Genomic DNA, 23,052 nt, shown 5'->3' on the forward strand with positions numbered 1-23,052 from the left:
CAATCCTTCAAAACTTAACGCATTCATGTCGATCCGCGATATACTCCAGCAAAGAATTCTAGTCATTGACGGTGCTATGGGCACTATGATTCAGCAGTACCAACTTAAGGAAGCTGACTACCGTGGCCAGCGATTTGCAGACTGGCCCCGGGATATTCAGGGGAACAACGATATTTTGTCCATTACCCAGCCCCAAATCATAGAGGCGATCCACAAGGCTTACCTGGAAGCCGGAGCGGACATCATTGAAACCAATACTTTCAGCGGTACCCGTATTGCCCAGGCCGACTATGGTATGGAGGAATACGCCTACGAGATCAACCTCAAGGCGGCGCAGGCTGCCCGCAGGGCTGCCGATGAATTTACGGCTAAAAACCCGGAGCGCCCCCGGTTTGTCGCTGGTGCTATAGGGCCGACTAACCGCACGGCCTCGCTATCTCCTGATGTTAACGACCCCGGCTACCGGGCGGTTACCTTCGATGAGCTGCGGGACAATTACTACGAGCAGGCCAAAGGCCTTATGGATGGCGGAGCCGACCTCTTCCTCATCGAAACCGTTTTCGATACGCTCAATGCCAAAGCGGCTCTCTTTGCTATTGACTTGTTGCATGAGGAACGGGGCAGGGAACTGCCTGTCATGGTGTCGGGTACGATTACGGATGCCAGCGGAAGAACGCTATCAGGCCAAACTGCTGAGGCGTTCTGGATTTCCGTCAGCCACATGCCGCTGCTTAGTGTGGGGCTGAATTGTGCGTTGGGTGCACAGGAAATGCGCCCGCATATTGAGGCGCTTTCCGATATGGCCGATTGCTTCATTAGTGCTTATCCCAATGCCGGCCTGCCCAATGAATTTGGAGAATACGACCAGGAACCGGAAGAAATGAAAAAATACATCCGGGATTTTGCGGAGAGTGGCTTCGTCAATATCATTGGGGGGTGCTGTGGGACTACCCCTGAGCATATTCAGCTCATGGCTGAGGCTGTAGCCGGTTTACCTCCGCGCCAGGTCTCCCCATCTCCGGAATACACCCTGCTTAGCGGGCTGGAACCACTCATCATCCGCCCCGAGACCAACTTCGTTAATGTGGGAGAACGGACTAATGTCACCGGCTCCCGAAAGTTTGCACGCCTGATTAAATCCGGGGCGTATGACGAGGCTCTTTCCGTAGCCCAGCATCAGGTGGAAGGCGGAGCACAGATCATTGACGTGAATATGGATGAAGGGCTGCTGGATTCTGAAAAAGCAATGACGGATTTTCTCAACCTGGTCATGGCCGAACCTGATATTGCCAGGCTGCCCATTATGATCGACTCTTCCAAATTCTCCGTCATCGAAGCGGGGCTGAAGTGCGTTCAGGGCAAGTGCGTGGTCAATTCCATCTCCCTGAAGGAAGGGGAGGAGGCCTTTATCCAACAGGCGAAAACCGTTCGGCGCTATGGTGCCGCAACGGTCGTCATGGCTTTTGACGAAGAAGGGCAGGCCGACACCATCGAGCGCAAGGTGGCCATTTGCGAGCGGGCCTATAACATTCTCACCCAACAGGTAGGCTTCCGTCCACAAGACATCATCTTCGATCCTAATATATTCGCAGTAGCCACTGGTATAGAGGCGCATAACGAATACGCCATTAACTTCATCGAAGCCACCCGTCTGATCAAGAAGCGCTGCCCGGGCGCAAAGGTCAGCGGTGGAGTAAGTAATATCAGTTTTTCTTTCCGGGGCAACAACGTAGTCCGGGAAGCTATGCATGCTGCATTCCTTTACCACGCTATCAAAGCGGGCATGGATATGGGCATTGTGAATGCCGGCATGATTGAAGTATATGATGAGATACCCAGAGACCTGCTGGAACGGGTGGAAGATGTGCTTTTCAACCGAAGGGAAGATGCTACCGAGCGCCTCACCGACTTTGCCGAAAGCGTAAAGGGCGATGGCGGCCGGACCTTCAAAAAAGATACGGCCTGGCGGGAAGCGCCTCTGCACGAGCGCATCAAACATGCCCTGGTGCGTGGCATCACCGAACACATTGAAGCGGACGCGGAGGAGGCCAGGCAACAGCTGCCTTCACCTCTTGATGTGATTGAGGGCCCGCTGATGGATGGCATGAATGTAGTGGGCGACCTCTTTGGGGAAGGTAAGATGTTCCTGCCTCAGGTGGTGAAAAGCGCCCGGGTGATGAAGAAAGCCGTGGCTTATCTTACGCCTTATATTGAAGCTCAAAAAGCAGCGGGCGAAGACCGCAGTAAAGGCAAAGTCCTGCTGGCCACCGTCAAGGGCGATGTACACGATATCGGTAAGAATATCGTCGGCGTGGTCCTGGGCTGCAACAATTACGACATCATCGACATGGGCGTGATGGTCCCGGCAGACAAAATACTCGCCAAGGCAAAGGAAACCGGTGCAGACATTATCGGACTGAGTGGACTGATTACGCCTTCGCTGGATGAGATGGTGCATGTGGCAAAGGAGATGGAGCGGCAGGGCTTTACCGTGCCACTGCTGATTGGCGGGGCGACGACTTCTAAAACCCACACCGCAGTAAAAGTGGAGCCTCAGTACTCCGGCCCCGTTGTACACGTACTGGACGCCTCCCGGAGCGTATCAGTAGTCAGCAGTTTGCTCAACGAAAATGAAAGCCAACGGAGCAACTACGTGCTGGACATCCGCAAGGACTACGAACGGGTACGCGAACTGCGCGGCAACCGAAAGTCCAACAAAAAGTACCATACCCTGAAACAAGCGAGAGCGCACCGGTTGGAGCTGGATTGGGCCGCCACCCCTGCCGTTAAGCCTGCACAGCCTGGCTTGCAGGTGATCGAAGATTACAATCTTGAAGATTTAACTGAATTTATCGACTGGACGCCATTCTTCAGCAGCTGGCAGCTCAAAGGCAAGTTCCCGGCGATTTTGGAAGATGAAGTTGTAGGTATCGAAGCTCAAAAACTGTACAATGATGCCCGCAGCATGCTCCGGCAGATTATTGATGAAAAGTGGCTGACCGCTAAAGCTGTATTTGGGCTGTTCCCTGCTAATGTAGTGGGTGAGGAATCTGTCGCCGTATTTACCGGTGAGGATCGGAAAGAACAGCAAGCCCTGCTTCATTTTCTGCGGCAGCAGCGCCAAAAAGCACCCGGCCAGCCTAATTTGAGCCTGTCAGATTATATTCGAAAGGCGGAAGACGGGCCTGACTATATCGGCGCTTTTGCGGTAACGGCAGGCATTGGGATCGAACCTCACATCAAGCGCTTTGAAGCGGAGCACGATGACTACCATGCCATCATGCTTAAAGCGCTGGCTGACCGGCTTGCGGAGGCCTTAGCGGAGCGCCTGCATCAGCGGGTACGTAAGGAATTCTGGGGCTATGACCAGTCGGAAGAGCTGGATAATGAAGCGCTGATCGCGGAAAAATACAAGGGCATCCGCCCTGCTCCCGGCTACCCGGCCTGTCCGGAGCATACTGAAAAGGGGACCATTTGGGAACTCCTGAAGGTAGAGGAAAATATCGGTATCCAGCTAACCGAGTCCTATGCTATGTACCCGGCTGCCTCGGTGAGTGGTTACTACTTCGCTCATCCGGAATCGAAGTACTTTGGCCTGGGGCAGATCAGTAAAGATCAGGTGGAGGACTATGCCCGCCGCAAAGGAATGTCAGTGGAGGAAGCAGAACGTTGGCTGGCTCCGGTGCTGAATTATGATGTGTAAGCCTGCAACAGCCATTGCAACAGATAAGCCAGCCCGATGCCCAGGTAATTGCCAATGGCATAACCCAGCAATCCCATGGCGATGCCGGAAAGGATTAGCTGCCGGTTACCGGTGATGCTGGCGATCTGGCCTATAAACGGGGGGCCGTAGATGGCAGCTACGGAGGTAAAAAGAAAAGTGTCCCGATCAATACGGAAAAGCCGGGCCAGAAGCAGGTGCAAAAGGATAGTGCCCAGCAGGGCTACTGCTGTGAACTGAACAATGCCCAGCCCCTTTTCAAGAATACTTTGGAAATCGGCCAGCATGCCCAGAGCCACGCAAAAAATCAGCAGAAAGTATTCACCGGTCTCGAAGGTGTTTTCCCAGTTCCTGACGGTGGGTATAAAAGACACTGCCAGGCTCAGGCTCGTCAGCATCAGGATGAGAAACGCCAGTTGGCCCAGTTGGCCGTAGACCAGCCAGGTTAGCCCCAGAGCGCTGCCTATCACCAGCATCGTTAAGCCTATCGCACGGATGGCATGCCCGTAGCTGAATGCCTGGTAGGGGTCAGTTTCTGTTTCGTCCGCCGTTGCTGCCTTGTCGTGCTGAAACTCCGGCAGTACAGCTTTCAGCCATTTGGGCACCACCGAAGTGAGCAGCAACAGGTACACGCCACCCAGCAGCACATCTGCCGCATTTACCAGAATGATGGTTTCCTGCGGTGCTTTCAGTGCGAGCCCGATGGCTTGCATGTTGGGTGTACCTCCGGTGTAAATCCCTGCGAGCATACCTGCCAGCCGCCAGGTATCCGGCAGGTCATTCAGGAACCAATATGCTGCGGCTAACGTTGCCACAACACCACTCAGCACACACAACCCGAAGCTCAGCACGCTGCTGCCTGCGTGGGATAACCACCGTTTCAGGTCAGTTGCATAAAGCAGAAGTGGAATTGCAAACAAAATCCCGACCTCCGTAGCGGTAGTTGAGAACGGATCGTTGAGCGGGAAAAGGCTGGTATTCTTGAGAAGAATGCCTGTTGCATAGCAGAGCACCACCGGGCTCAGCCAGTCCGGCAACAGCCCCCGGCGGGCAAGCCTGCGGCTCAGGAAAGGAACCCCCAGCAAGATCGCACCTTGCAGCAAAATCCAGGGCATGAGTTATTTTTTTGGCAGGTAGTTTAAGGTGAGCTGCTGACGGTCAGACCAGCCTATGATCAACCGGCCGGGACGGTCTACAGGATGTTTAAGCATCCATCTGGCCACCGGCATCACCACATGGTCTTCCAGCGCCCTTTGAAGAGGCCGTGCCCCGTAGCGCTCGTCAAAACCGATACGGGCCAGGTAGTGGACCAGCGCAGGCTCGAATTGTACCTCCAGCCCGGTCTTCTGGAACCCTTCCCGGCCTTTTAAGCCTTCCAGTTCCTTCTCAGTGATTTTGAGAATGTCTTTGGCTTTCAGGGATTCAAAAACAACCAGTTCATCAATACGATTTACGAATTCCGGGCGGAAGTGGCGTTCCACTGCCGAACGGTAAGCTGCAGCATCGGGATATTTATCTCCGAAGCCAGGCACAGAGCGGTTGCTGGCGCCGAGGTTGGAGGTCATGATGACAATCGTATTGCGGAAATTGGTTTCCCGTCCGTAGGCATCCACCAGCACGCCTTCATCGAGCAGGCCGAGCAGCGCATCAAAGATGGAAAGGTCCGCTTTCTCCACCTCATCCAGCAAGAGGACAGAGAAGGGCCGCTCCCGGACTTCCTTAACGAGCTGACCGGGTTGCCGGCCCGCCCCGATAAGCCTGGTGAGTTGCTCCGGATGCTGAAACTCGCTCATGTCTATTCGGATCAGAGGCGACTGGCGCTGGCCTTTGCCGAAGAAGTACTCAGACAAGGCTTTCACGCTCGCTGTTTTGCCAACGCCTGTAGGTCCGGCAAACAAAAAGGAGGCGATGGGGCGATGAGGGTTGTTTAACCCGGCTTTGAAGATTTTGACGACCCGGGTGAGGGCATCTACAGCCTGTGGCTGGCCAATAATCCGGGCTTCAAAGTGGCTTTTTAGGGCTTTCTGGTCCAGCGGCAGCTCATCCCTTAGAAATAACTCCGGCAAGCCCGTTTGCTGGATGAAATTCCGGATAACCTCCGTTTTGCCAATTTGCCGCTCCTGCCTGGACCGGGCTTCATTCAGGGATTGCCCCAGGAAGCTGACTGCTTTGCCGGGAAAACTGGCATAGGGGTGGTATCGTAACAGCAGCCGGTAAACCAACTCCCGGGCTTCCGGTAGAATATCCACTTTCAGGTTTTGGGCGGCATAATTAGCCAGCTCATTCATGACTTTACTGACCTGCTGCTCCGTTAGTTCCCCTATTTCAATAACCTGAAAAGCCTCTGCAAATCCGGGCAGTAACCTGCGCATACTTTCCAGTTCCTGTGGCGTAGCCTCTCCGACCATATGGAGCTTTCCCTGCTGGAGGAAGTTCATTAAAAAAGCCGCTACACTGTCTTCCGGCCCTTCGCCCCCGGTCTGCAGCAATTGCACCATCTGTTCCACCCAGATAATGCCGTTTGCCATGCTGAGTTCTTCCACCAGGGTTTCTACCGTTTCTTCCCAGTCGCCCAGGTATTTAGCGCTTGCCGTTATTCGCTGTGGCATAATGCGCCAGAAAGTGTATCCCAGCTGCTGTTTACGGGACTGGTTGCTGATGCGTTTTAGTGCTGCCGTGAGCACCGCGCTTTTTCCAGTGCCGGACCGCCCGACAATAAGGACATTGGAACGGGTGCCTGCAATTTTATCCATTGCCTGCGCAACGGCTTCTTCCCGTTCCCAGGCGGCGTCCGGAAATACACTGAGGCTACGCTGCTGGCTCTTGGTGGGCGGATAAGGTTCTGCCAGCCGGTTGAGCACTTCGTAGGTGCGCTCATGGCTCCAGCCTCCCCAAAAGTATTCTCTTTCATAATTCACCCTGAGCTCTACATGGTCCAGCACAGGTTTGGGGTAACGCATCAGGCGGTATAGCTTCTCAGGGGTAGCCTGATTGAGCAGGGTGAGGCTCGCATGTTGTACAAGGGCATCAAACTGCTTAGGCTCGTAATAGAAGAAATTTTCGCGAAAGGTGGGAATGTGGCACTCATAATGCCCATCTTCTACCGCGCCGTAAACGATGGGCAACCGGATTTTTAGCGTGTCCGGCAACGGGAATACCCCTCCCTGAGACCGGTAGGAGGGGCGTACCTGAAGCTCGACCATTTTCAGCCGGGGGGATTGAATTTCCGATGGCGGGTAGTCATCGTACTTTTTATACTGCTTCTGAAGGTAGGATAGCAAAGTCTTCTTTAACCCCGCCAGGCTACTGTCCACAGCTTCAATATCCGTACCTACGAGCTGCCCGAGCAGGGTGTCTTCGTTAATAGGATAATAAAGCAGCGGATATATAATTTTTTCCATACCGGGAATTATTCCCGGCTAAGATAATTATTTCTGTCAGACCTGAAACGGCCGCTTAAAAGTCATTGTCATGGAGCATAGGGACCGTTTCCATACGCTCTACTTTACGGCGTATTTTAAGGATGTGCTGCAGCTGTTTGTTGAGGAATTCATTGATATCTTTTGGCACACCAGTTTGGGCAACGGCTTCGCGGTAGGCTCTGGAGATTTTCTTTTCACTATCCTCGCAGAATTCTACAACCTTTGATTTATTGTTGAGCAGCAGAGCCTCCCGGAAATCGCCCCAGTGCTCGTACAAGTAGGAGCGGGACTGCTTGCTGATGGGCATAGGCGTGGGTGGCAGTGCATTCATCCACTCAAAAAGCGGCTCATAGAGGCTGTTCCGATAGCGAGCGAGGCTTTCCAGGTATTGCACCAGACTCTCATCGGTTGCTACTGCGGCAGCTTCCCGGTAACGCTCTTCCGCATCTTTGTTGCGCATCATGAGGTTATTGATTAATGCTATGCCGGAGGCATGCGTATTGGCGTCGTAACGTTTCTTATTCCAGGGTTTATCTTGATTGTTAGCCATAATTTGATTGTTGTTTTTTTGTGATGGAGAAAGCGAGTCATTAAAAAGGCCCGGCAAGGCTATTCTTTACCGTTCATAGCAGATGCTTTCAGCATGGTATTCAGCTTTTCGCCTCCCTTGATGCCGAAATCCAGTGTGCGGATGGGGAATGGAATCATTATATCATGCTGATCGAAGGCTTTTTTGATGGCGATGACTGACTCGCTTTGGGCATTAAGCAGCCCTTTCTGCGTGATGTCGGCCAGCCAGAAGCGTACGATGAAATTGATGGAACTGTCGCCGTAGCCTTCGTAGTAGAATTCTACAGGAAAACGCTCGTCATATTCTACGTTGTCTTTTACTGCTTTGACGGTTACCGCACGCACTTTTTCGAGGTCTTCCCCATAGGAAATGCCGCAGCTCAGTGCTAACCGGCGCCGGCCTGATACGGTATAGTTTGTCAGGGGATTTTGAATAATACTTTTGTTAGGCAGAAGCACTTCCTCCCCACTCAGCTGCTCCAGTATGGTTGAGCGCAGGTTGACTTTCCTGATCTTGCCAAAGTAACCATTGGTTTCAATCAGGTCACCAACATTATAGAGGGATTTGGTTGACATCAGGATACCTGAGAACAGGTTCATGAGTGGCTCCTGAACGGCAAGGCCAACGGCCAGACCTACCACGCCGGCACCCGCCAGCAGGGAGGTCAGCGCCCGGTCGAGACCGAGAATCCCCAGGACCACGAAGAGCATTACCATTAAAAAACCGGAAGTGATGATGTTGGCCAAAAGCCCGTTGATGGTATGATTTCCGGAGAATCTGGACACTACTTTACCTGCATATGTCTTTATGAACCGGGACAGGAAGATGGAAGCGACCAGTACGAGGACAGCTAAAATGATATTAGGCAGATTAGCTATTAATCCTTCCAGCCACCCCTCTAGTGTGTTCCAAAAAGCTTCCAGCGAGGCATTGAAGTCGTTCAAGGTACAAGTTGGGTTTGTTCAGTCTTTGAACGGGGACAGCCCCGAGATGTTCATCCCTGACAAATCAGCCTGCAGGCTTCCACTTAAAGGCAGCGGTAGCTACCCTTCGGCTGTTGCGCCCATCAGGCATAGGCTCTTCCAGGATGAGGTTTTTTGCCTGCTCCCGTTCGAAGACTTCGCGCATGTTGCGAATACTCCCTACAGGCACCCCGGCCTCTCCCAGTTTCTTCATCCATGCAGCCCGGTCAGCCCGTTCAAAGGCAGGGCGCAGCTGATCGCAAAGCTGGCTACGATGCTGTACCCGGCTTTTGTTACTGGCAAAGCGCTCATCCTGCGTTAACTCCGGCAGGCCAAGGCATTGGCAAAGCTGAGTAAACTGGCCTTCGGTACCCGCTGCCAGGACAAGAGGCTTGCCATCACTACCGTAAAAGATATCGCCGTAAGGTGCTATATTAGGATGCTGCATGCCCATAGGCTGAGGGATATGCCCCTCCATTAGCCAGTTGGTAGCCTGATTGGCGAGCGAGGCAATAGCTGCATCGAGGAGAGAAGTGGAGACGAAACTCCCTTTGCCGGTCCGGTAGCGGTGCAGCAGTGCCAGGAGTACCGCTTCTTTGAGCTGATGAGCGGCCAGAATATCAATAAGGGCTACGGGCATTTTGACCGGGTCCCGGCCTGGTTCGCCATTCATATACAGGAAGCCAGCCTCGGCTTGGAGCACCACATCAAAAGCGGGCAGGGGGTCGTCGGCACCAAATGCATCCAACTGCGCATAGATCAAGGCAGGGTTGTGCTCGTACAGCGTGTCATAATCCATGCCCAGCTTTTGTGCAGAGGCCCGCTTAAAGTTGCTCACCACGATGTCCGCATCTGCGATCAACTCCAGGACTTCCGCTCTGCCCTGAGGGGCAGAGAGGTCGATCATTCGAACATTTTTTTTGTAATTTACGCTACAGTAATAGGCGGAGTAATCCGCTTCAGCTGGTTCTGAGGGCAGCTTCCAGCGGCGGGTCACATCACCTTCGGTCCGGGCATTTTCAACCTTAACCACTTCTGCACCAAGCTCGGCGAAAAACAATCCGATGGCAGGCCCCGCCAGTACGCTGGCCAGCTCAACTACTCTGAGCCCTTCGAAAAACTGTTGCTTATCCAAATGAAAAATATTTTATGAAAATTTGTTCTGCTGCTCAAATTCGGGAACTCGACGCATATACCATAAATCACGAGCCGATTTCCTCCCTCGAACTAATGGAACGGGCGGCAGCCTGCTTCACCCGGTGGCTTATTCAGGCCTATCCGGACCAACAACGGCCGGTGCATATCTTTTGCGGGATTGGCAATAATGCCGGAGACGGTCTTGTGGCAGCACGGCTGCTTCATCACTCGGGGTACGATGTGAGGGTGCATACCTGCCGGATTAGCCCCAACCGGTCGGAGGATTTTGAAGCCAACCTGAAGCGGTTGCCCGGGCATGGCGCTATCGGAGCCAGCCCCATTGCTGAAGGGGACCCGATGCCAGAGTTACCGGAAGAGGCACTGGTCATTGATGCCCTGTTTGGTTCGGGGCTTAACCGTCCTGTAAAGGGATACTGGGGCGATCTGCTACAACACCTCAATGGCCTGAATGTAAACAGAGTGGCTATTGATATTCCATCGGGCGTTTACGCTGACCAATCCACAACCGGAGTGGCTTTTCACGCGCATCGTACTTTTGCTTTTGAGTTGCCTAAACTGGCTTTCCTTTTTCCGGAAAATGCTGAAAGGGTAGGCCAGTGGACGGTCCGGTCAATCGGCTTGCACCCTGAAGCCATCGCTCAGGCAGAAACTTCCAACTACTATCTGACGGAAGAAACAGCGTGCACGCTACTGCGGCCACGAGCTAAGTTTTCTCACAAAGGCACCCACGGGCATGCCCTGCTTATCATGGGTAGCTATGGCAAGATGGGAGCTGCCCTGCTGGCTGCGCGTGGTGCATTGCGGTCTGGTGCAGGGCTGGTGAGCCTGCATGTTCCCAAAATCAGCTATAACATCGTCCAAACGGCCCTTCCGGAAGCCATGGTCAGCCTGGACGGGCACGAACTCCAATTCACTGAAGTCCCGCAACTCGATGCGTATCAGGCTATAGGCATAGGCTGCGGGCTTGGGCAGGGCACGCTTACGCAAAAAGCACTGTCCCAACTCATTGCCCTGGCCGATCAGCCACTCGTCCTCGATGCCGATGCCCTGAATATAATCAGCACACAGCCAGATTTGCTGAAAGCACTTCCTTCCCAGAGTATCCTCACGCCCCACCCCAAAGAATTCGAGCGCTTGTTTGGCCCCACCCCCAATCACTTCAAACGCCACGAACTACAAATCCGTAAAGCCCGGGAGCACGGGGTAATCATTGTGCTCAAAGGCGCGCATACCAGTATCGCCCTCCCCAATGGGCGTTCGTACTTCAACAGCACCGGGAATGCCGGCATGGCTACCGGTGGCAGTGGTGATGTGTTGGCAGGTATAATTACCGGGCTGCTGGCGCAAGGCTATACACCGGAAGCAGCTGCCCTGCTTGGCGTCTTTTTGCACGGGCTGGCCGGCGATTGTGCCCTGCAACGGGAAAGCGAGGAATCCCTGATCGCCGGCGACATCCCGGATGCCCTGGGCCTGGCCTACCAGCAATTGCGTAAAGCCGGCAACCGCCATTAATCTAAAAAGCAGGGCGGTTCAGAGAAAAACAGAATGAAAGAAGCTTGCAATTTCTAAATTGGCCCTTCAACAACCGTAAGAACTGCCATGATCGACAAATTCAAACAAGCGATAAATGATGCTACCGGGGCCTTGCGTGAACAAGCCGCACAGTTCGGTGAAGGCGCCAAAGAAAAAAGCTTCCAACTGATCGAAGAATGGCTAACGGTCTTCCCTAAACTGGAAATCTACGGGCTTGAAATTCGCAGCTTTGCCCTTAGTGTGGCTATTAGCCCTGCTTTGGAAGTCGAAATGGTAGGCCGGCATGAGGATTTCCGGCCGGAACGACTGGATGAAATTATTCAGGAGACGCGCAAGAATGCGGCCCTTGTCTCTGTCTTTACCACCATACGGACCACTTACAATCTGCACCGCCGGACACTGGCTAACCTCAACGATCCGCTTGTAGTTAAAGTACGGGTGCGGCTTTCTCCGGAGATTAAGGTTTATCTGGGCGTACCCTTAATTGAGTAACGTTGAGCATGCGCTCATTTATCAGACGGGTACTTAGGGTTTTACTGACTGCAGGCCCGGTTATTTGAGCGGACCGGGCACCAAGAGCCGTAGCGCCTGATAGGGTTGGAGCTTCAAAACAGGGCCACAGAACTCCGCCTGCCACCAACAGTATAAAGTGTATTAGTGATGTTCAGGATTGCCCTTCTGCGGTACGGCTTTCACAATAAGGAGGGAAGCCTAATCATTCAGCTGGCAAGTCCAAATCGTCACCGCCCGTTCACCCCGGTTGATCACTACAGGCAGATCCACCTGAGTGACCGGGTCAACCAGTACCCCCGTATTATCGAAGCCTTTATACAAATGAAGCTCCAGACGGTCCTCCCATTCCGGGTAAAAGTTCAGGTACTTCTCGGTTTCCTTTAAGACGCGCTCGAAGGAGAACCAGTTGTCGGCATCAAACTGATAGAACCAAAGCGCCAGGGCATAGGCACCGAAATGAGAATCTGGGAAGTGCTCATCGTAGCAGCGTTCCACCAGTTCGCCAGCCAGTTCTGCCGCTTTGCTGTTGCTGTAGCGCTCCAGGGAAATTTGTTCTACCTGCTCGCCTACGAATTCAGCAAGGCTGGATTTAGAGTCGATCACTTCCTGAAAAGCAGTTTCGTCTTCAAAAATAGAAGTAAAATACTCCAGTTCCCAGTTGCTGAGGATCACCCCATTGTACATATTGCTGCGGAAAGCCTGTGCAGCCGGCTGTTTGAAAGCATGCATGAGGTCTAGTATTTTATCTTCACCGATACCAGGTACCGTTTCCACCTGCCGGAGATCCTCAAAACGGCGCCCGGGCAGCTCAGTGCGGGCTTTAAGCAGGCGGTCAGCGACCTTCTCTCCAATCCCCGTGCCTTTTTCCTGCCGACGGTCGCGGATAGCATCAGATAAGGCAGTGGCATCATCAATGTGGTTGAGAAAACCGAGCAGTCGGCGCTCCATTGCGGGCAGCAGTTCTTTCCTGAGATCCATAGTTGCACTCATTTTAGATGCAAAAGATAGCAGGTCTGCCGTAAATGAACGGTCTTTTCAGGAAATTTTACATAAAATTAAAATGGAGACCATAAACGGGCTTATAACCCGTACTGCTTAATCTTGCGGTAAAGGGTCCGCTCTGAGATACCTAAATCGGAAGCTGCTTCCTTTCGCCGGCCATTGTGCTTGCGCAGGGCTTTATAGATGAGCTCCTTTTCGTTGTCTTCCAGCGAAAGATTCTCTTCCAGCTCTTCCGTTTGAGCGTAGTGTTGCTGCTGTTCCGGATCATCGTGGTTGAGAATGATAGGCTTGACGCTATCGGGCAAATCCTGAGTCGGGAAGTCGTCATCGTGGTAGTCGTGGAGAAAGTCGGTGACGTCGCGTTTGTCGGCCGCATTCGTACCCGGGTAGTCGGAGGAAGGCGCCTGCAGGCTGCGGATATCACTTGCATCCGGCACGCGGAGGTCGTTATTGCGGATGAGCTCAAAAACGAGCGTTTTCAAGTCATTCAGGTCGTTCTTCATATCAAGCATGAGCTTGTAGAAGATTTCCCGTTCCTGCATGCTTACTCCATCTCCATCGTTTCCTTTGCGATCGGCAATCATTGGAAGATTGCGGCGGCTGAGCTGAGGTGCATACTGCAACAGCTGCCCGGCATCCAGGAGTTTCTCCTCTGCCATAACCGACGCCTGCTCCGCCACATTTTTGAGTTCCCGGATATTACCTGGCCAGCTGTAGTTTTCCAGCATCAGGCGGGCTTTTTCATCAAGCTGAATAGAGGCGGTGCGGTACTTTTCGGCAAAGTCAGTAGCAAACTTCCGGAAGAGCATGTAAATATCCTCCCGTCGTTCCCGCAGCGGCGGTACACTGATGGGCACGGTATTCAGGCGGTAGTAAAGGTCTTCCCGAAACTTACCTTTCTTTACCGCTTCCAGCAGGGAAACATTGGTAGCCGCAATGATGCGCACATCCGTTTTATGCACCTTGGAGGCACCTACCCGGATGAATTCTCCGGTTTCCAGCACGCGCAGCAGAAAAGACTGCGTATCCATGGGCATTTCGCCGATCTCATCCAGGAAAATCGTACCTCCGTCATAAGTCTCAAAATAGCCTTTACGCTCGCTTGTAGCCCCGGTGAAGGCCCCTTTTTCATGTCCGAACAGCTCTGAGTTAATCGTACCCTCCGGAATAGCCCCGCAGTTGATGGCAATGAAGTTGTTGTGCTTGCGGGCACTCAGCGCATGAATAATTTTGGAAAATACCTCCTTGCCCACACCGCTTTCCCCGGTAATCAGTACAGACAAGTCTGTACCTGATACGCGGACGGCAGTGCTCAGCGCGCGGTCGAGTAGGGGAGACCGCCCGATGATGCCAAAGCGTTGTTTAATGGATTGGAGGTTGGCGTCCATTTAAGGTAGTTGGTTTTCGGTATGAAAAATCTGGCTTAGGCCTGTACCATCTCGCCAATCAGGGTGGCGCTTGTGGCATCGTTTACTTTCACGTAGCAGTAGTCGCCGGGTTGGTAACCAGGCTGTTTGTCGAAAACCAGCATTTTATTCTGGGAATTCCGGCCCTTGAACTGCTGATCAGACTTCCTGGAATCGCCTTCGATCAATACTTTGAAGGTCTTACCGATGTCCTGCTTGTTGTGGGCAAAGGATACCTGCGTTTGCAAACGGATGATTTCCTGCAGGCGGCGTTTCTTCACCTCAAGTGGGATGTCATCTTCATACTTACGGGCAGCCATTGTGCCGGGGCGTTCTGAGTAGTAGAACATATAGGACATACTGTAATTCGCAAATTCAATCATGCTCAGGGTTTCCTGATGCTCTTCTTCCGTTTCGCTGCAGAAGCCGGCGATAATATCGGAGGAAATCGCACAGTCAGGCATGATTTCGTAGATGCGGCGTACCTTGTTCATATACCACTCCCGGTCGTAAGTCCGGTTCATCAGGTCAAGCACACGGCTGTTGCCAGACTGTACCGGCAGGTGGATGTACTTGCAGATGTTATCGTACTTTTTCATGGTATAGAGCACCTCGTCCGTAATGTCTTTCGGGTGAGAAGTGCTGAACCGTATGCGGAGGTCAGGGTGGACTAGTGCCACCATCTCCAGGAGATTGGCAAAGGTGACTGTTTCTTCGGTCTCCGGGTTTTCCCATTTGTAGGAGTCGACGTTTTGCCCCAGCAGGGTAACTTCCCGGTAGCCCCGTTCGTACAAATCAGTGGCTTCCGCTACGATGCTGAACGCATTGCGGCTCCGTTCCCGCCCACGGGTGAAAGGCACCACGCAGAAGGAGCACATATTGTCACAGCCCCGCATGATGGAAATAAAAGCCGTCACGCCATTACTGTCGAGGCGCATGGGGTTGATGTCGGCGTAGGTCTCTTCACGGGAAAGAAAGACGTTGATGCCTTTGTCCCCGTCTTCGGCTGTAGCAATCAGTTTGGGCAGGTCACGGTAAGCGTCCGGGCCAATGACGAGGTCTACCAGCTTTTCTTCGTCCAGCAATTTGGTCTTCAGCCGCTCTGCCATACAGCCAAGGACACCTACCAAAGTGCCGGGGCGGTTGTTTTTTACCTTGTCGAACACCCGCAGCCGCTTGCGTACGGTATCTTCCGCTTTTTCCCGGATAGAGCAGGTGTTGATGAGGATGAGGTCTGCAATTTCCATATTGCGGGTAGACTGATATCCTTCCTGCCCCAAAATGGACGCTACAATCTCGCTGTCGCTAAAGTTCATCTGGCAGCCGTAGCTCTCAATGTAGAAATGCCGAACCCCTTCCGGGTGGGCCTCTGCGGCCTGCTCCTGAAAAAAAGCTTCGCCTTGTCGCTGTTCGTCTATGGTCTTGGTCAAGCCGACCAAGGTTGGATTATCATCGTACATCGTCGTCCCGTTTTCAAAGTAGTCGGCAAAGATAAAATAAATTCACCGGCTGAGTGACAATTTGGCAGGTAGATTTTGTAATTTGTCTAAGGGCTTCTCGAAAGTTGTGTATTTGATTTTTGCCCCACTACTTATTATGAAAACCTTAACAACTCCGGGCACACCGGGTTCAGCCAAAATCGCATCAAATACCTGTACATCCAAACCTGAAAACCATGAAAATGACACTTCGCACCCTGATCCCATTATTCGTACTGGCTTTTTCAGCTATGGCCTGTGACGGACGCTCCGGCTCCTCAGATTATTCCTATGCCATGGAGGAAGCTCAGGCTATTCCTGATCAAACCACCGAAGCTAAGTCTGGTGGCGGGCCTGGTGAGGCTGTCCCGGAAAAGAAAGTGATCCGCACGGCCCGGTTGCGGATGGAAGTGGCCGACTACGAGGAGGCGATTAGGAAGGCGAAGCAGGTCATCACGGCATTTGAGGCCGAAATTACATCCGAGGAAGAACGGCAGTACGGGCAGCAACTGGAGAATCAGCTGGTGATCCGGCTGGCACCTGCACAACTGGACTCCATGCTCAATGCCCTGGAGGGGCTGGCGCTGCAAATTGACTCTCGTTCGGTTAATGCGGAGGATGTTACGCGGCAGTACGTTGACCTTGAAACCCGGCTGGCATCCAAGCGTGCCGTCATTGCCCGTTACCAGGAGCTTTTGGCGGAAGCCCGGAATGTAAACGACGTGCTGGCTGTGGAGAACAACCTGCGACAGGTCATCGAGGAGGTGGAGTCTATGGAGGCTCAGTTCCGTTACCTGAAGCAGCAGGTAGACCGGAGCACCATTTACCTGACTTTGTACGAGACCAGCTCAGCGGGTATTGCCCAGCGCAGCTTTGGCAGTAAAATAGCGATGGCTTTTGCAGATGGATGGGGGCTGCTGAAGAACCTGGTACTCGGTGCCATTACTGCCTGGCCCGTACTGATTCTACTGGCACTGCTCATTTGGTGGTGGCGCCGGCGCCGGTCAAAGCGATAGCACTACAACAAGATGGAGTTGCTCAACCTGTATCCGGTCAGATTTGGCAGTCGGCCTGTGAGGTGCTGCAAAGGGGGAATCCGACACAGTCTATCCTAGCCGGTTACGGCCTGAAAAGCCCATCATCATAGGCACCACAAACAGGATTATTGCAAAGAGTATCATCAAAGAAAAAGTTCCGCCTGTCATGATTGTCGATTTTGGTGATGAATTAACTTCAAGGTAAGCGGAACAGCGGCCGGGAGCGTTGACAGGGGTCAGCGGCGGGGCTGATTTTTGATAGGGTGTGGTTTATGGTAAAGGAAAGCGGAGGGTGAAAGTGGTACCACGCCCTTCGCCCATGCTTTCTACTGAAACACTGCCTTCATGCCGTTCCATAATACGTTTGACAATAGCCAGCCCGGCACCCGTCCCGGGGAAACGATCCCGGGTATGCACAGACTTGAACAATTCAAAAAGTCGTTCTCGATTTTGGAGCGGGATGCCTATGCCGTTGTCTTTTACCGCCAGGATGACTGTTCCATCCTTCTTTTGTCCGGTAACCTGAATCTGCGGATGATCCACGGACCGGGTAGCTTTGACGGCATTGCTCAGCAGGTTAGTCATGACCTGACGAAAGAGTAGGGGGTCGAAGTAGCAGTCCGGCAGGGGAGACTGGATCGTGAAACGGTATCGTTTCAGGAGATCAGGATAATAGTGTTTCAATTGGTTGAAAATATCGTTCGTTAGGGTTTCAGTTGAGATCTTTTCAGGCTGCAACTCCATTTCATCCGCTGTTAAATAGAGCGATACGTCTTCCACCATTTCCTTCATATGGGTCAGCACGCGCTGTAAATGGTCAAGAGACTGCCGGGCACCGATGTTAAGGGTGTCTTTTGCTTCTATTTAGATCAGTTCGGCGAAGTTTAAGGCAGAGGAGAGCGGCGCCTTCAGATCGTGGCTCACGGTATAGTTAAAGGTATTCAGTTTATCTTCTTTATTGGCCAGCAGATCGTCGATCGTTTTCAGGTCTTGCGTTTTTCATTGCCGTACACTTTTATTTCACGGGAAGTTCTTTGAAAATTGGAAAGAAAGATTCATAGCATGCCTGACATAAAATCGGACAGCCCTCAGTCCAATCTGAAACACGGACAAGCTATCGATTCGGTCTTTACGGCAGAATTTGCCCAACTGAGCTGAGGTTCGGGCATCAAACTCGAACAAGATACAGATGATGAAAGCCAGGCTAGCCACGATCAAGAGATTGAACAAGGTTTGAGGCTCTTCAATCCTGGTTTTATGAATGTGGAATCCGCGAGATTTGATATCGCCGAAAAAGGTTTCAATGTGATACCTCTTTCGGTAATATGTTTCGGCTTGTGGGCCATATTCCAAGCTGGTCAACAGATACAAAGGTCGGTCATATCGGGTCCGGTCATGCCAGAACAAGACATTGACTGGCCCAAACCCTTGCTTAGTCACATACATTTGGGGCAGGAACAAGCTTTTTTGACCGATACTTGCGGCCAAATGGCCAAAAGCCGAAGCATTCTCCATGTTCGGATGATCGGCTACCAAAGTATCCTTCGCCGTTTTTAGCACGTACTCCCAACCGTGAGCCAAACAAGACTGTTGCAACTCGCAGCCGTCGAATTCGGCATCTCCCAGCAGGAAAATCCGGCAATCCTGTTCCAGGATACTGTCCATAAGCATCGCCACTTGACCGATAATGGCCACGTGCATGTGTTCCGGGAAATGGCCTTTGGGAGCTTTACGAACTACCCAACAAATGGGAATGGCTCGCCTGCGCCAGATTACACTGACCATCAGCGCCATGCAGTCTTTGCCCACACAGGAGCCATCGATGGCCAGAACTAACTCTCCAGCCTTGCTCAGAGAGTGGAGAATCGGAAGAAGGTAGGGTATAAAGTGTACCGTGACATCGGTCCACTTATTTTGCAACCAACGCTTGGCCTTCTTGACCCGACTTTCCAGGTCAGTGGGGTCTTCCATATGGCGGCCCAACTCTGATAAAGATGCCCGGCCACCTTTGATTAAGGCACCTAATAAACCAGATAAGACGGTTAATCGACGCAAGGCGTTGCCTTGTGGAACCTCAGATTGATGCTTTATCAACCATTTTTTAGATCTTTGCAGAACGGCATTTTGAAAGGGTTTTCTGCAAAGATTTTTAAAATCTCAGAAAACCCTTATTTTTTCTGTCTCTCTTTCCAAACTTTCAATGAACTTTTTGCCGAGCTAAAAGTGTACGGCAATGAATCTCTCTTTCCAAACTTTCAATGAACTTTTTGCCGAGCTAAAAGTGTACGGCAATGAATTGCGTTTTGACCTCTACTTCCCGCTGCAGGATTTCAGCAAATTTTTTCCTTCGCCTGACTTTAGCGCCAGAAAGGTCGCTACGCTGAGAGCAAGTAGACTGACCAAGACAAAGATAATAATCCAGGTTTGGTATTTCCATTGTGCAATCCGCTTTTGATACTGTAATTGCCGGATATCTTCCTGCTGCTTTTGATTTTTGAATTTGGCGCTGTAAAAAGCAGTCAGACGTGCTTTTTCCTCATTGAAAAGTTCGGCATCCGCTTGCTGTATAATTTTGACGGATGCCAGCGCTGATTCAAAATCTCCGATGGTGGTGTAGTACTGCTCGGCCAGTTCCAGCGCCCGCAGTCTGGTTGTTTGAGATTTAATGTCCGCTTCCTGTAATTCCCGGACTATGGTTCCGGTCTGCTTCAGGGCGCCGATGGCGAGGTAGTATTTCCCTAAGGACACCTTGACCTTGTTTATGTAAAGCCCCTCCACATACAGGAAGGCGCTATCCAGCAGCGGTTTGGCGCGCTCGGGTTGCTGAAGTTTTTCGATGTATAACTCCGCAACGGTGATGTAGGCAAAGCCGGCTGTTTTCATATTCAAGCGTTTATCCAGCCGGTCCAGGTTTTGTATGCACAATTGCCCATAGTGCAAGGCAGAGTCTAGTGGTCTGTCAAAGTTAAAGATAGGGGTTGGAAAAGACATCTAAAAGGTTGAACTTACCTGCAACGAACCTCAGTTGCGATGAATAAAAAATACATTATCAGGCTAAGCGAATCAGAGCGCGAAGAAGCTCTGCGGGTCACTACACAGCTAAAAGGGAGCAATCAAAAAGTACGTCGGGCTCAAATTCTTCTACAGGCCGACGTTAACGGCGCGAACTGGCCCGATAAGCAAATCTCGGAGGCTTACCGCTGCCGCGTCAGCACTGTAGAAAATACACGCAGGCGCTTCGTTGAGCATGGTTTTTCGGAATGTTTGAACCGTAAAAAGCGGGACACCCCACCAAACCCCAAGCTGCTTGATGGAAAACAGGAGGCGTCCATCATTGCCATGCGGCTTGGGGCTGCTCCCAAAGGCTATGCCAACTGGTCTTTGCGGCTGCTTGCCCGCAAGGTGGTGGAATTGGGAGTGGTTGAGCAGATCAGCCACGAGACGGTACGCAATACGCTAAAAAAAACGGTATGAATTCGCAGCAGAGCCTTGAGTATTGGGTTATCCCACCAGAAACAGACGCAGAGTTTGTGGCGTGTATGGAAGAGGTGCTAGATACCTACGAATTGCCCTACGACCCTCTGCGCCCGATGGTGTGCATGGATGAACAGCCAGTCCAGCTCGTAAAGGAGACACGCAAGCCCATTGAGGCTACTAAAGCACGCCCTAAACGGGTCGACTATGAATACGAGCGGGCTGGGACAGCCAGTATCTTTATGTTTTGCGAACCCTTGGCAGGCTGGCGCCAAGCCACAGCACGCGATCAGCGGACCAAAGCCGACTGGGCCTTAGAAGTTGCACAGCTGCTTGATACCCGATACGTTGACTGCAAACAGGTCACACTAGTTTGTGACAATCTGAACACCCACACTAAAGGGGCATTCTATGAGGTGTTCACGCCTGAAAAAGCAAGAGCCTATGTCAAGCGCATCCATTTTGTGTACACACCAAAACATGGCAGCTGGCTTAATATTGCAGAGAATGAGCTTAGCGCAATGACAAGGCAGTGCCTCAAAAACCGGCGAATAGGGACATTGGAAACGCTACAAGAAGAAATAGCAGCATGGGCGACGGATGTCAATCTAACTCAACGGGAAGTTGACTGGCAAATGAAAGTCGGTGATGCTCGCATCAAACTCAAGGCGGTCTATCCTAAAGTCAAGACATGAGCCTTCCATAGCCAACCCCCATCTTTTATGTTGACAGACCACTAGATAAAATGAAGTGCCGCCCCTGGCTTACCTCATTCCGGGCAAGTCAGGGGTAATGGCAGCACAAGCTCCAGACCATTAATTTGTGCAATTAATTACGGAAGGAGGTTGGATGAGGCGTTCATCCAGCCTCCATTTTTTTTAAAAAAAATGCTGGCTCTGGGAATTTTTCTTTCCCGCCTGCTGTATGTATGTCTGACAACAGCAAATAACCCTTCAAAAATACATCAGGGCGTATAGATTTCACGCTCTAAAGAAGTAAGCCATATTGTATCCGAACCGTAGCAGCGTTTCTGTACAGCGCTCTGGTGCCCGCCTGTGTGGGGTAGGGTATACCGTTTGGTGCGATAGGGTTTATGCAAGCATCTGGATACTGCGGTCGATGGTTCGAATCCATCTGGCGCTTAATCGTGCCATAGTTCAGCTGGTTAGAACACAGTACTTGTTTTCACGGGGCTTTGCCCTGTACCAAACGCCATTTTGGGCAATGGACTGATAATCCATCTGGAAGTTCTCAGGTTCTTCCCTGTAAAAAACCTGGACCGTACGTGCAGCAGCGGATGCCCGTGGATTTTATAGTCAGGCTGTAAGCGATTCACCATCCGAAGGGCTACCGGTTGGGCAGGATACCGTCTGCCGGAGGCTGTGCACTTGGAAAGGCTTTTGGTGCTGCTCCGACGGGAAACTGTCATACAATGTACCAAATGTCTTTTTCGCAGCGCCGTGGGTAGCAGGTACGCCTGTTGCATTACGGGGCGGCGGGCTATGGTAATCCCCGGGAATTCGGCAGGGTTGTCAAGGCTCAACTGTACAGGCTGCCACAGACTGAATGCCGGGCTCGTATCCCTGGGATTGAGGCGCCGTTGCTGTACGTTTTGTAAGGAATCAAAATTTTTAAATAGTTCACAACTGCAAAAAACCAAGTCATGAAATTCGTAACGATCAGCCGTCATGAGGTTGGCCTGTTGTTCCGGGGCAAGTCCTTTGTAGGCGTGCGCCTCGAAGGTTGGCATGTAGTGGGCTGGAGGCAGGAATTGCTGGTGTTCGACCGGACCACGCCATTAGTTTTGCCTGTTGACCTGAGCATTTTGCTGGAGGATGAGCGCTTTCGGGCTGAAGTCCACCTGGTAGAAGTAAAGGACCACGAGCGTTGCCTGGAGTACCGGGACGGGCTGTTCCACAACCTGTTGTTGCCAGGGCGCCATGTCTACTGGAAGTCTGGTATCGACTACGACTTCCGGATGGTAGATACCCGCAAGGATGAAGTCGGGGCCGTTATCGAACCAGAGTTGCTCACCAAATTGGTGGTTTTCCGTCAGGTACACCGGTATGATGTGGCTGCTTATGAGACCGGGCTGTTGCTGATTGACGGTGAACTGAAGCAAAAGCTGTCTGCCGGACGGCACTACTTCTGGAAAACGGCTGAGGACCTGAAAGTGCTTTTGGCCGACCTGAGGGTGCAGACGATGGAAGTCAGCGGTCAGGAAATCCTCACCAAAGACCGGGTGGGCATCCGGCTCAACTTCCAATTGCAATACCGCATTACGGATGTGGAGCGGGCATTGCTGGAAGTGAGCGATATGCCCCGCCAATTGTACCTGTTGGTGCAATTAGCACTGCGGTCTTATGTGGGCACCCGAACGCTGGATGAAATCCTGGCGGACAAGGACGCCGTTTACACCAGTATAAGGGACGAACTGGTTGAAGCCGCTGAAAGCCTGGGGGTAGCCGTTTTATCCGGAGGCCTGAGGGACATCATCCTGCCCGGCGAAATCCGGGAGATCATGAACCGGGTCCTCGTGGCTGAAAAGCAGACTCAGGCCAATACCATCCTCCGGCGGGACGAAGCAGCTGCCACCCGTAGCCTGCTCAACTCCGCTAAGCTGATGGAGGACAACGCCATGCTGCTCCGCCTCAAGGAGATGGAGTACGTGGAGAAGATCGCTGAGAAGATCAACAGCCTTTCTGTCTCCGGTGGCGGACAGGTGATTGATCAGTTGCGCGAGCTTTTTATCGCGGATAAAAAGTAGACAAGGGT

18 protein-coding genes are annotated in these 23,052 nt (G+C 52.1%); 7 read left to right on the plus strand and 11 right to left on the minus strand.

Annotated features, from left to right (window positions below):
* The first annotated feature begins 25 nt into the window (after positions 1-25).
* On the plus strand, positions 26-3,703 hold the full coding sequence (metH, locus tag IX84_RS19690; protein WP_044224724.1) for a methionine synthase: 3,678 nt from the start codon (positions 26-28) through the stop codon (positions 3,701-3,703).
* On the opposite strand, the gene IX84_RS19695 is transcribed toward metH, so the two are convergent.
* From IX84_RS19695 to IX84_RS19715, 5 genes are all read right to left on the minus strand, one after another.
* The gene (locus IX84_RS19695; protein ID WP_052516231.1) at positions 3,691-4,836 is read right to left on the minus strand and encodes a DUF819 family protein; all 1,146 of its coding nucleotides are present in this window, start codon (positions 4,834-4,836) and stop codon (positions 3,691-3,693) included. The two genes, metH and IX84_RS19695, sit on opposite strands and share 13 nt — an antisense overlap.
* Before the next feature lie 3 nt (positions 4,837-4,839).
* Entirely contained in the window at positions 4,840-7,122 is a 2,283-nt protein-coding gene (locus IX84_RS19700; RefSeq protein ID WP_044224730.1) for an AAA family ATPase, read from the minus strand.
* 55 nt (positions 7,123-7,177) lie between these two features.
* Complete coding sequence (locus tag IX84_RS19705; protein ID WP_044224733.1) at positions 7,178-7,693, minus strand: PA2169 family four-helix-bundle protein; 516 nt, start codon at positions 7,691-7,693, stop codon at positions 7,178-7,180.
* 59 nt (positions 7,694-7,752) lie between these two features.
* On the minus strand, positions 7,753-8,658 hold the full coding sequence (locus IX84_RS19710) for a mechanosensitive ion channel family protein (protein ID WP_044224735.1): 906 nt from the start codon (positions 8,656-8,658) through the stop codon (positions 7,753-7,755).
* 64 nt (positions 8,659-8,722) lie between these two features.
* The gene (locus tag IX84_RS19715; protein ID WP_044224737.1) at positions 8,723-9,811 is read right to left on the minus strand and encodes a CaiB/BaiF CoA transferase family protein; all 1,089 of its coding nucleotides are present in this window, start codon (positions 9,809-9,811) and stop codon (positions 8,723-8,725) included.
* Positions 9,812-9,825: 14 nt separating this feature from the next.
* On the opposite strand from IX84_RS19715, the gene IX84_RS19720 reads away from it, so the two are divergent.
* A complete protein-coding gene (locus IX84_RS19720) occupies positions 9,826-11,346 on the plus strand; it encodes a bifunctional ADP-dependent NAD(P)H-hydrate dehydratase/NAD(P)H-hydrate epimerase (RefSeq protein WP_044224740.1) in 1,521 nt (506 codons plus the stop codon).
* Positions 11,347-11,433: 87 nt separating this feature from the next.
* The gene (locus tag IX84_RS19725; protein ID WP_044224745.1) at positions 11,434-11,859 is read left to right on the plus strand and encodes a hypothetical protein; all 426 of its coding nucleotides are present in this window, start codon (positions 11,434-11,436) and stop codon (positions 11,857-11,859) included.
* 219 nt (positions 11,860-12,078) lie between these two features.
* Here IX84_RS19725 and IX84_RS19730 read toward each other — a convergent pair whose 3' ends face one another.
* The 3 genes from IX84_RS19730 to miaB all read right to left on the minus strand — a co-directional run bounded on the left by IX84_RS19730 (position 12,079) and on the right by miaB (position 15,748).
* Positions 12,079-12,858 carry a hypothetical protein gene (locus IX84_RS19730; protein ID WP_044224748.1) on the minus strand — a complete coding sequence of 260 codons (780 nt, stop codon included), beginning with the start codon at positions 12,856-12,858 and terminating at the stop codon, positions 12,079-12,081.
* Between the two features lie 101 nt (positions 12,859-12,959).
* Positions 12,960-14,270, minus strand: coding sequence for a sigma-54 interaction domain-containing protein (locus IX84_RS19735; RefSeq protein WP_044224750.1), 1,311 nt, complete (start codon positions 14,268-14,270; stop codon positions 12,960-12,962).
* A gap of 35 nt (positions 14,271-14,305) precedes the next feature.
* Positions 14,306-15,748 carry a tRNA (N6-isopentenyl adenosine(37)-C2)-methylthiotransferase MiaB gene (miaB, locus tag IX84_RS19740; RefSeq protein ID WP_044224753.1) on the minus strand — a complete coding sequence of 481 codons (1,443 nt, stop codon included), beginning with the start codon at positions 15,746-15,748 and terminating at the stop codon, positions 14,306-14,308.
* A 215-nt stretch (positions 15,749-15,963) separates the two neighbouring features.
* Here miaB and IX84_RS19745 point away from each other — a divergent pair, with 215 nt between their 5' ends.
* Complete coding sequence (locus IX84_RS19745) at positions 15,964-16,782, plus strand: DUF4349 domain-containing protein (protein WP_044224756.1); 819 nt, start codon at positions 15,964-15,966, stop codon at positions 16,780-16,782.
* Positions 16,783-17,073: 291 nt separating this feature from the next.
* On the opposite strand, the gene IX84_RS19750 is transcribed toward IX84_RS19745, so the two are convergent.
* From IX84_RS19750 to IX84_RS19765, 3 genes are all read right to left on the minus strand, one after another.
* Positions 17,074-17,607, minus strand: a complete 534-nt coding sequence (locus IX84_RS19750; RefSeq protein ID WP_152605153.1) for a sensor histidine kinase — start codon at positions 17,605-17,607, stop codon at positions 17,074-17,076.
* Positions 17,608-17,823: 216 nt separating this feature from the next.
* Positions 17,824-18,897 (minus strand): transposase, encoded by a 1,074-nt coding sequence (locus tag IX84_RS19755; RefSeq protein ID WP_044221381.1) that lies wholly within the window; start codon positions 18,895-18,897, stop codon positions 17,824-17,826.
* 216 nt (positions 18,898-19,113) lie between these two features.
* Positions 19,114-19,686, minus strand: a complete 573-nt coding sequence (locus tag IX84_RS19765) for a hypothetical protein (RefSeq protein WP_152605154.1) — start codon at positions 19,684-19,686, stop codon at positions 19,114-19,116.
* Between the two features lie 147 nt (positions 19,687-19,833).
* Between IX84_RS19765 and IX84_RS19770 the strand changes: the two genes are divergently transcribed.
* From IX84_RS19770 to IX84_RS19780, 3 genes are all read left to right on the plus strand, one after another.
* Complete coding sequence (locus tag IX84_RS19770; protein WP_044224607.1) at positions 19,834-20,277, plus strand: helix-turn-helix domain-containing protein; 444 nt, start codon at positions 19,834-19,836, stop codon at positions 20,275-20,277.
* Positions 20,274-20,972: an IS630 family transposase gene (locus tag IX84_RS19775; protein WP_044224604.1), complete on the plus strand. Its 699-nt coding sequence runs from the start codon at positions 20,274-20,276 to the stop codon at positions 20,970-20,972. Before IX84_RS19770 ends, IX84_RS19775 begins: the two co-directional genes overlap by 4 nt.
* A 968-nt stretch (positions 20,973-21,940) precedes the next feature.
* Complete coding sequence (locus IX84_RS19780; protein WP_044224767.1) at positions 21,941-23,044, plus strand: slipin family protein; 1,104 nt, start codon at positions 21,941-21,943, stop codon at positions 23,042-23,044.
* Positions 23,045-23,052: the final 8 nt, after the last annotated feature.

This window comes from Phaeodactylibacter xiamenensis (assembly GCF_000759025.1).
Taxonomy (GTDB): Bacteria; Bacteroidota; Bacteroidia; order Chitinophagales; family Saprospiraceae; genus Phaeodactylibacter; species Phaeodactylibacter xiamenensis.

Bases quoted from the DNA above. Each gene is read 5' to 3' on its own strand.
- IX84_RS19700 (WP_044224730.1), bottom strand. From the start codon at position 7,122: ATGGAAAAAATTATATATCCGCTGCTTTATTATCCTATTAACGAAGAC.
- IX84_RS19775 (WP_044224604.1), top strand. From the start codon at position 20,274: ATGAATTCGCAGCAGAGCCTTGAGTATTGGGTTATCCCACCAGAAACA.
- IX84_RS19720 (WP_044224740.1), top strand. From the start codon at position 9,826: ATGAAAATTTGTTCTGCTGCTCAAATTCGGGAACTCGACGCATATACC.
- IX84_RS19780 (WP_044224767.1), top strand. From the start codon at position 21,941: ATGAAATTCGTAACGATCAGCCGTCATGAGGTTGGCCTGTTGTTCCGG.
- IX84_RS19770 (WP_044224607.1), top strand. From the start codon at position 19,834: ATGAATAAAAAATACATTATCAGGCTAAGCGAATCAGAGCGCGAAGAA.
- miaB (WP_044224753.1), bottom strand. From the start codon at position 15,748: ATGTACGATGATAATCCAACCTTGGTCGGCTTGACCAAGACCATAGAC.
- IX84_RS19695 (WP_052516231.1), bottom strand. From the start codon at position 4,836: ATGCCCTGGATTTTGCTGCAAGGTGCGATCTTGCTGGGGGTTCCTTTC.
- metH (WP_044224724.1), top strand. From the start codon at position 26: ATGTCGATCCGCGATATACTCCAGCAAAGAATTCTAGTCATTGACGGT.
- IX84_RS19705 (WP_044224733.1), bottom strand. From the start codon at position 7,693: ATGGCTAACAATCAAGATAAACCCTGGAATAAGAAACGTTACGACGCC.
- IX84_RS19745 (WP_044224756.1), top strand. From the start codon at position 15,964: ATGAAAATGACACTTCGCACCCTGATCCCATTATTCGTACTGGCTTTT.
- IX84_RS19735 (WP_044224750.1), bottom strand. From the start codon at position 14,270: ATGGACGCCAACCTCCAATCCATTAAACAACGCTTTGGCATCATCGGG.
- IX84_RS19725 (WP_044224745.1), top strand. From the start codon at position 11,434: ATGATCGACAAATTCAAACAAGCGATAAATGATGCTACCGGGGCCTTG.
- IX84_RS19730 (WP_044224748.1), bottom strand. From the start codon at position 12,858: ATGGATCTCAGGAAAGAACTGCTGCCCGCAATGGAGCGCCGACTGCTC.
- IX84_RS19765 (WP_152605154.1), bottom strand. From the start codon at position 19,686: ATGAAAACAGCCGGCTTTGCCTACATCACCGTTGCGGAGTTATACATC.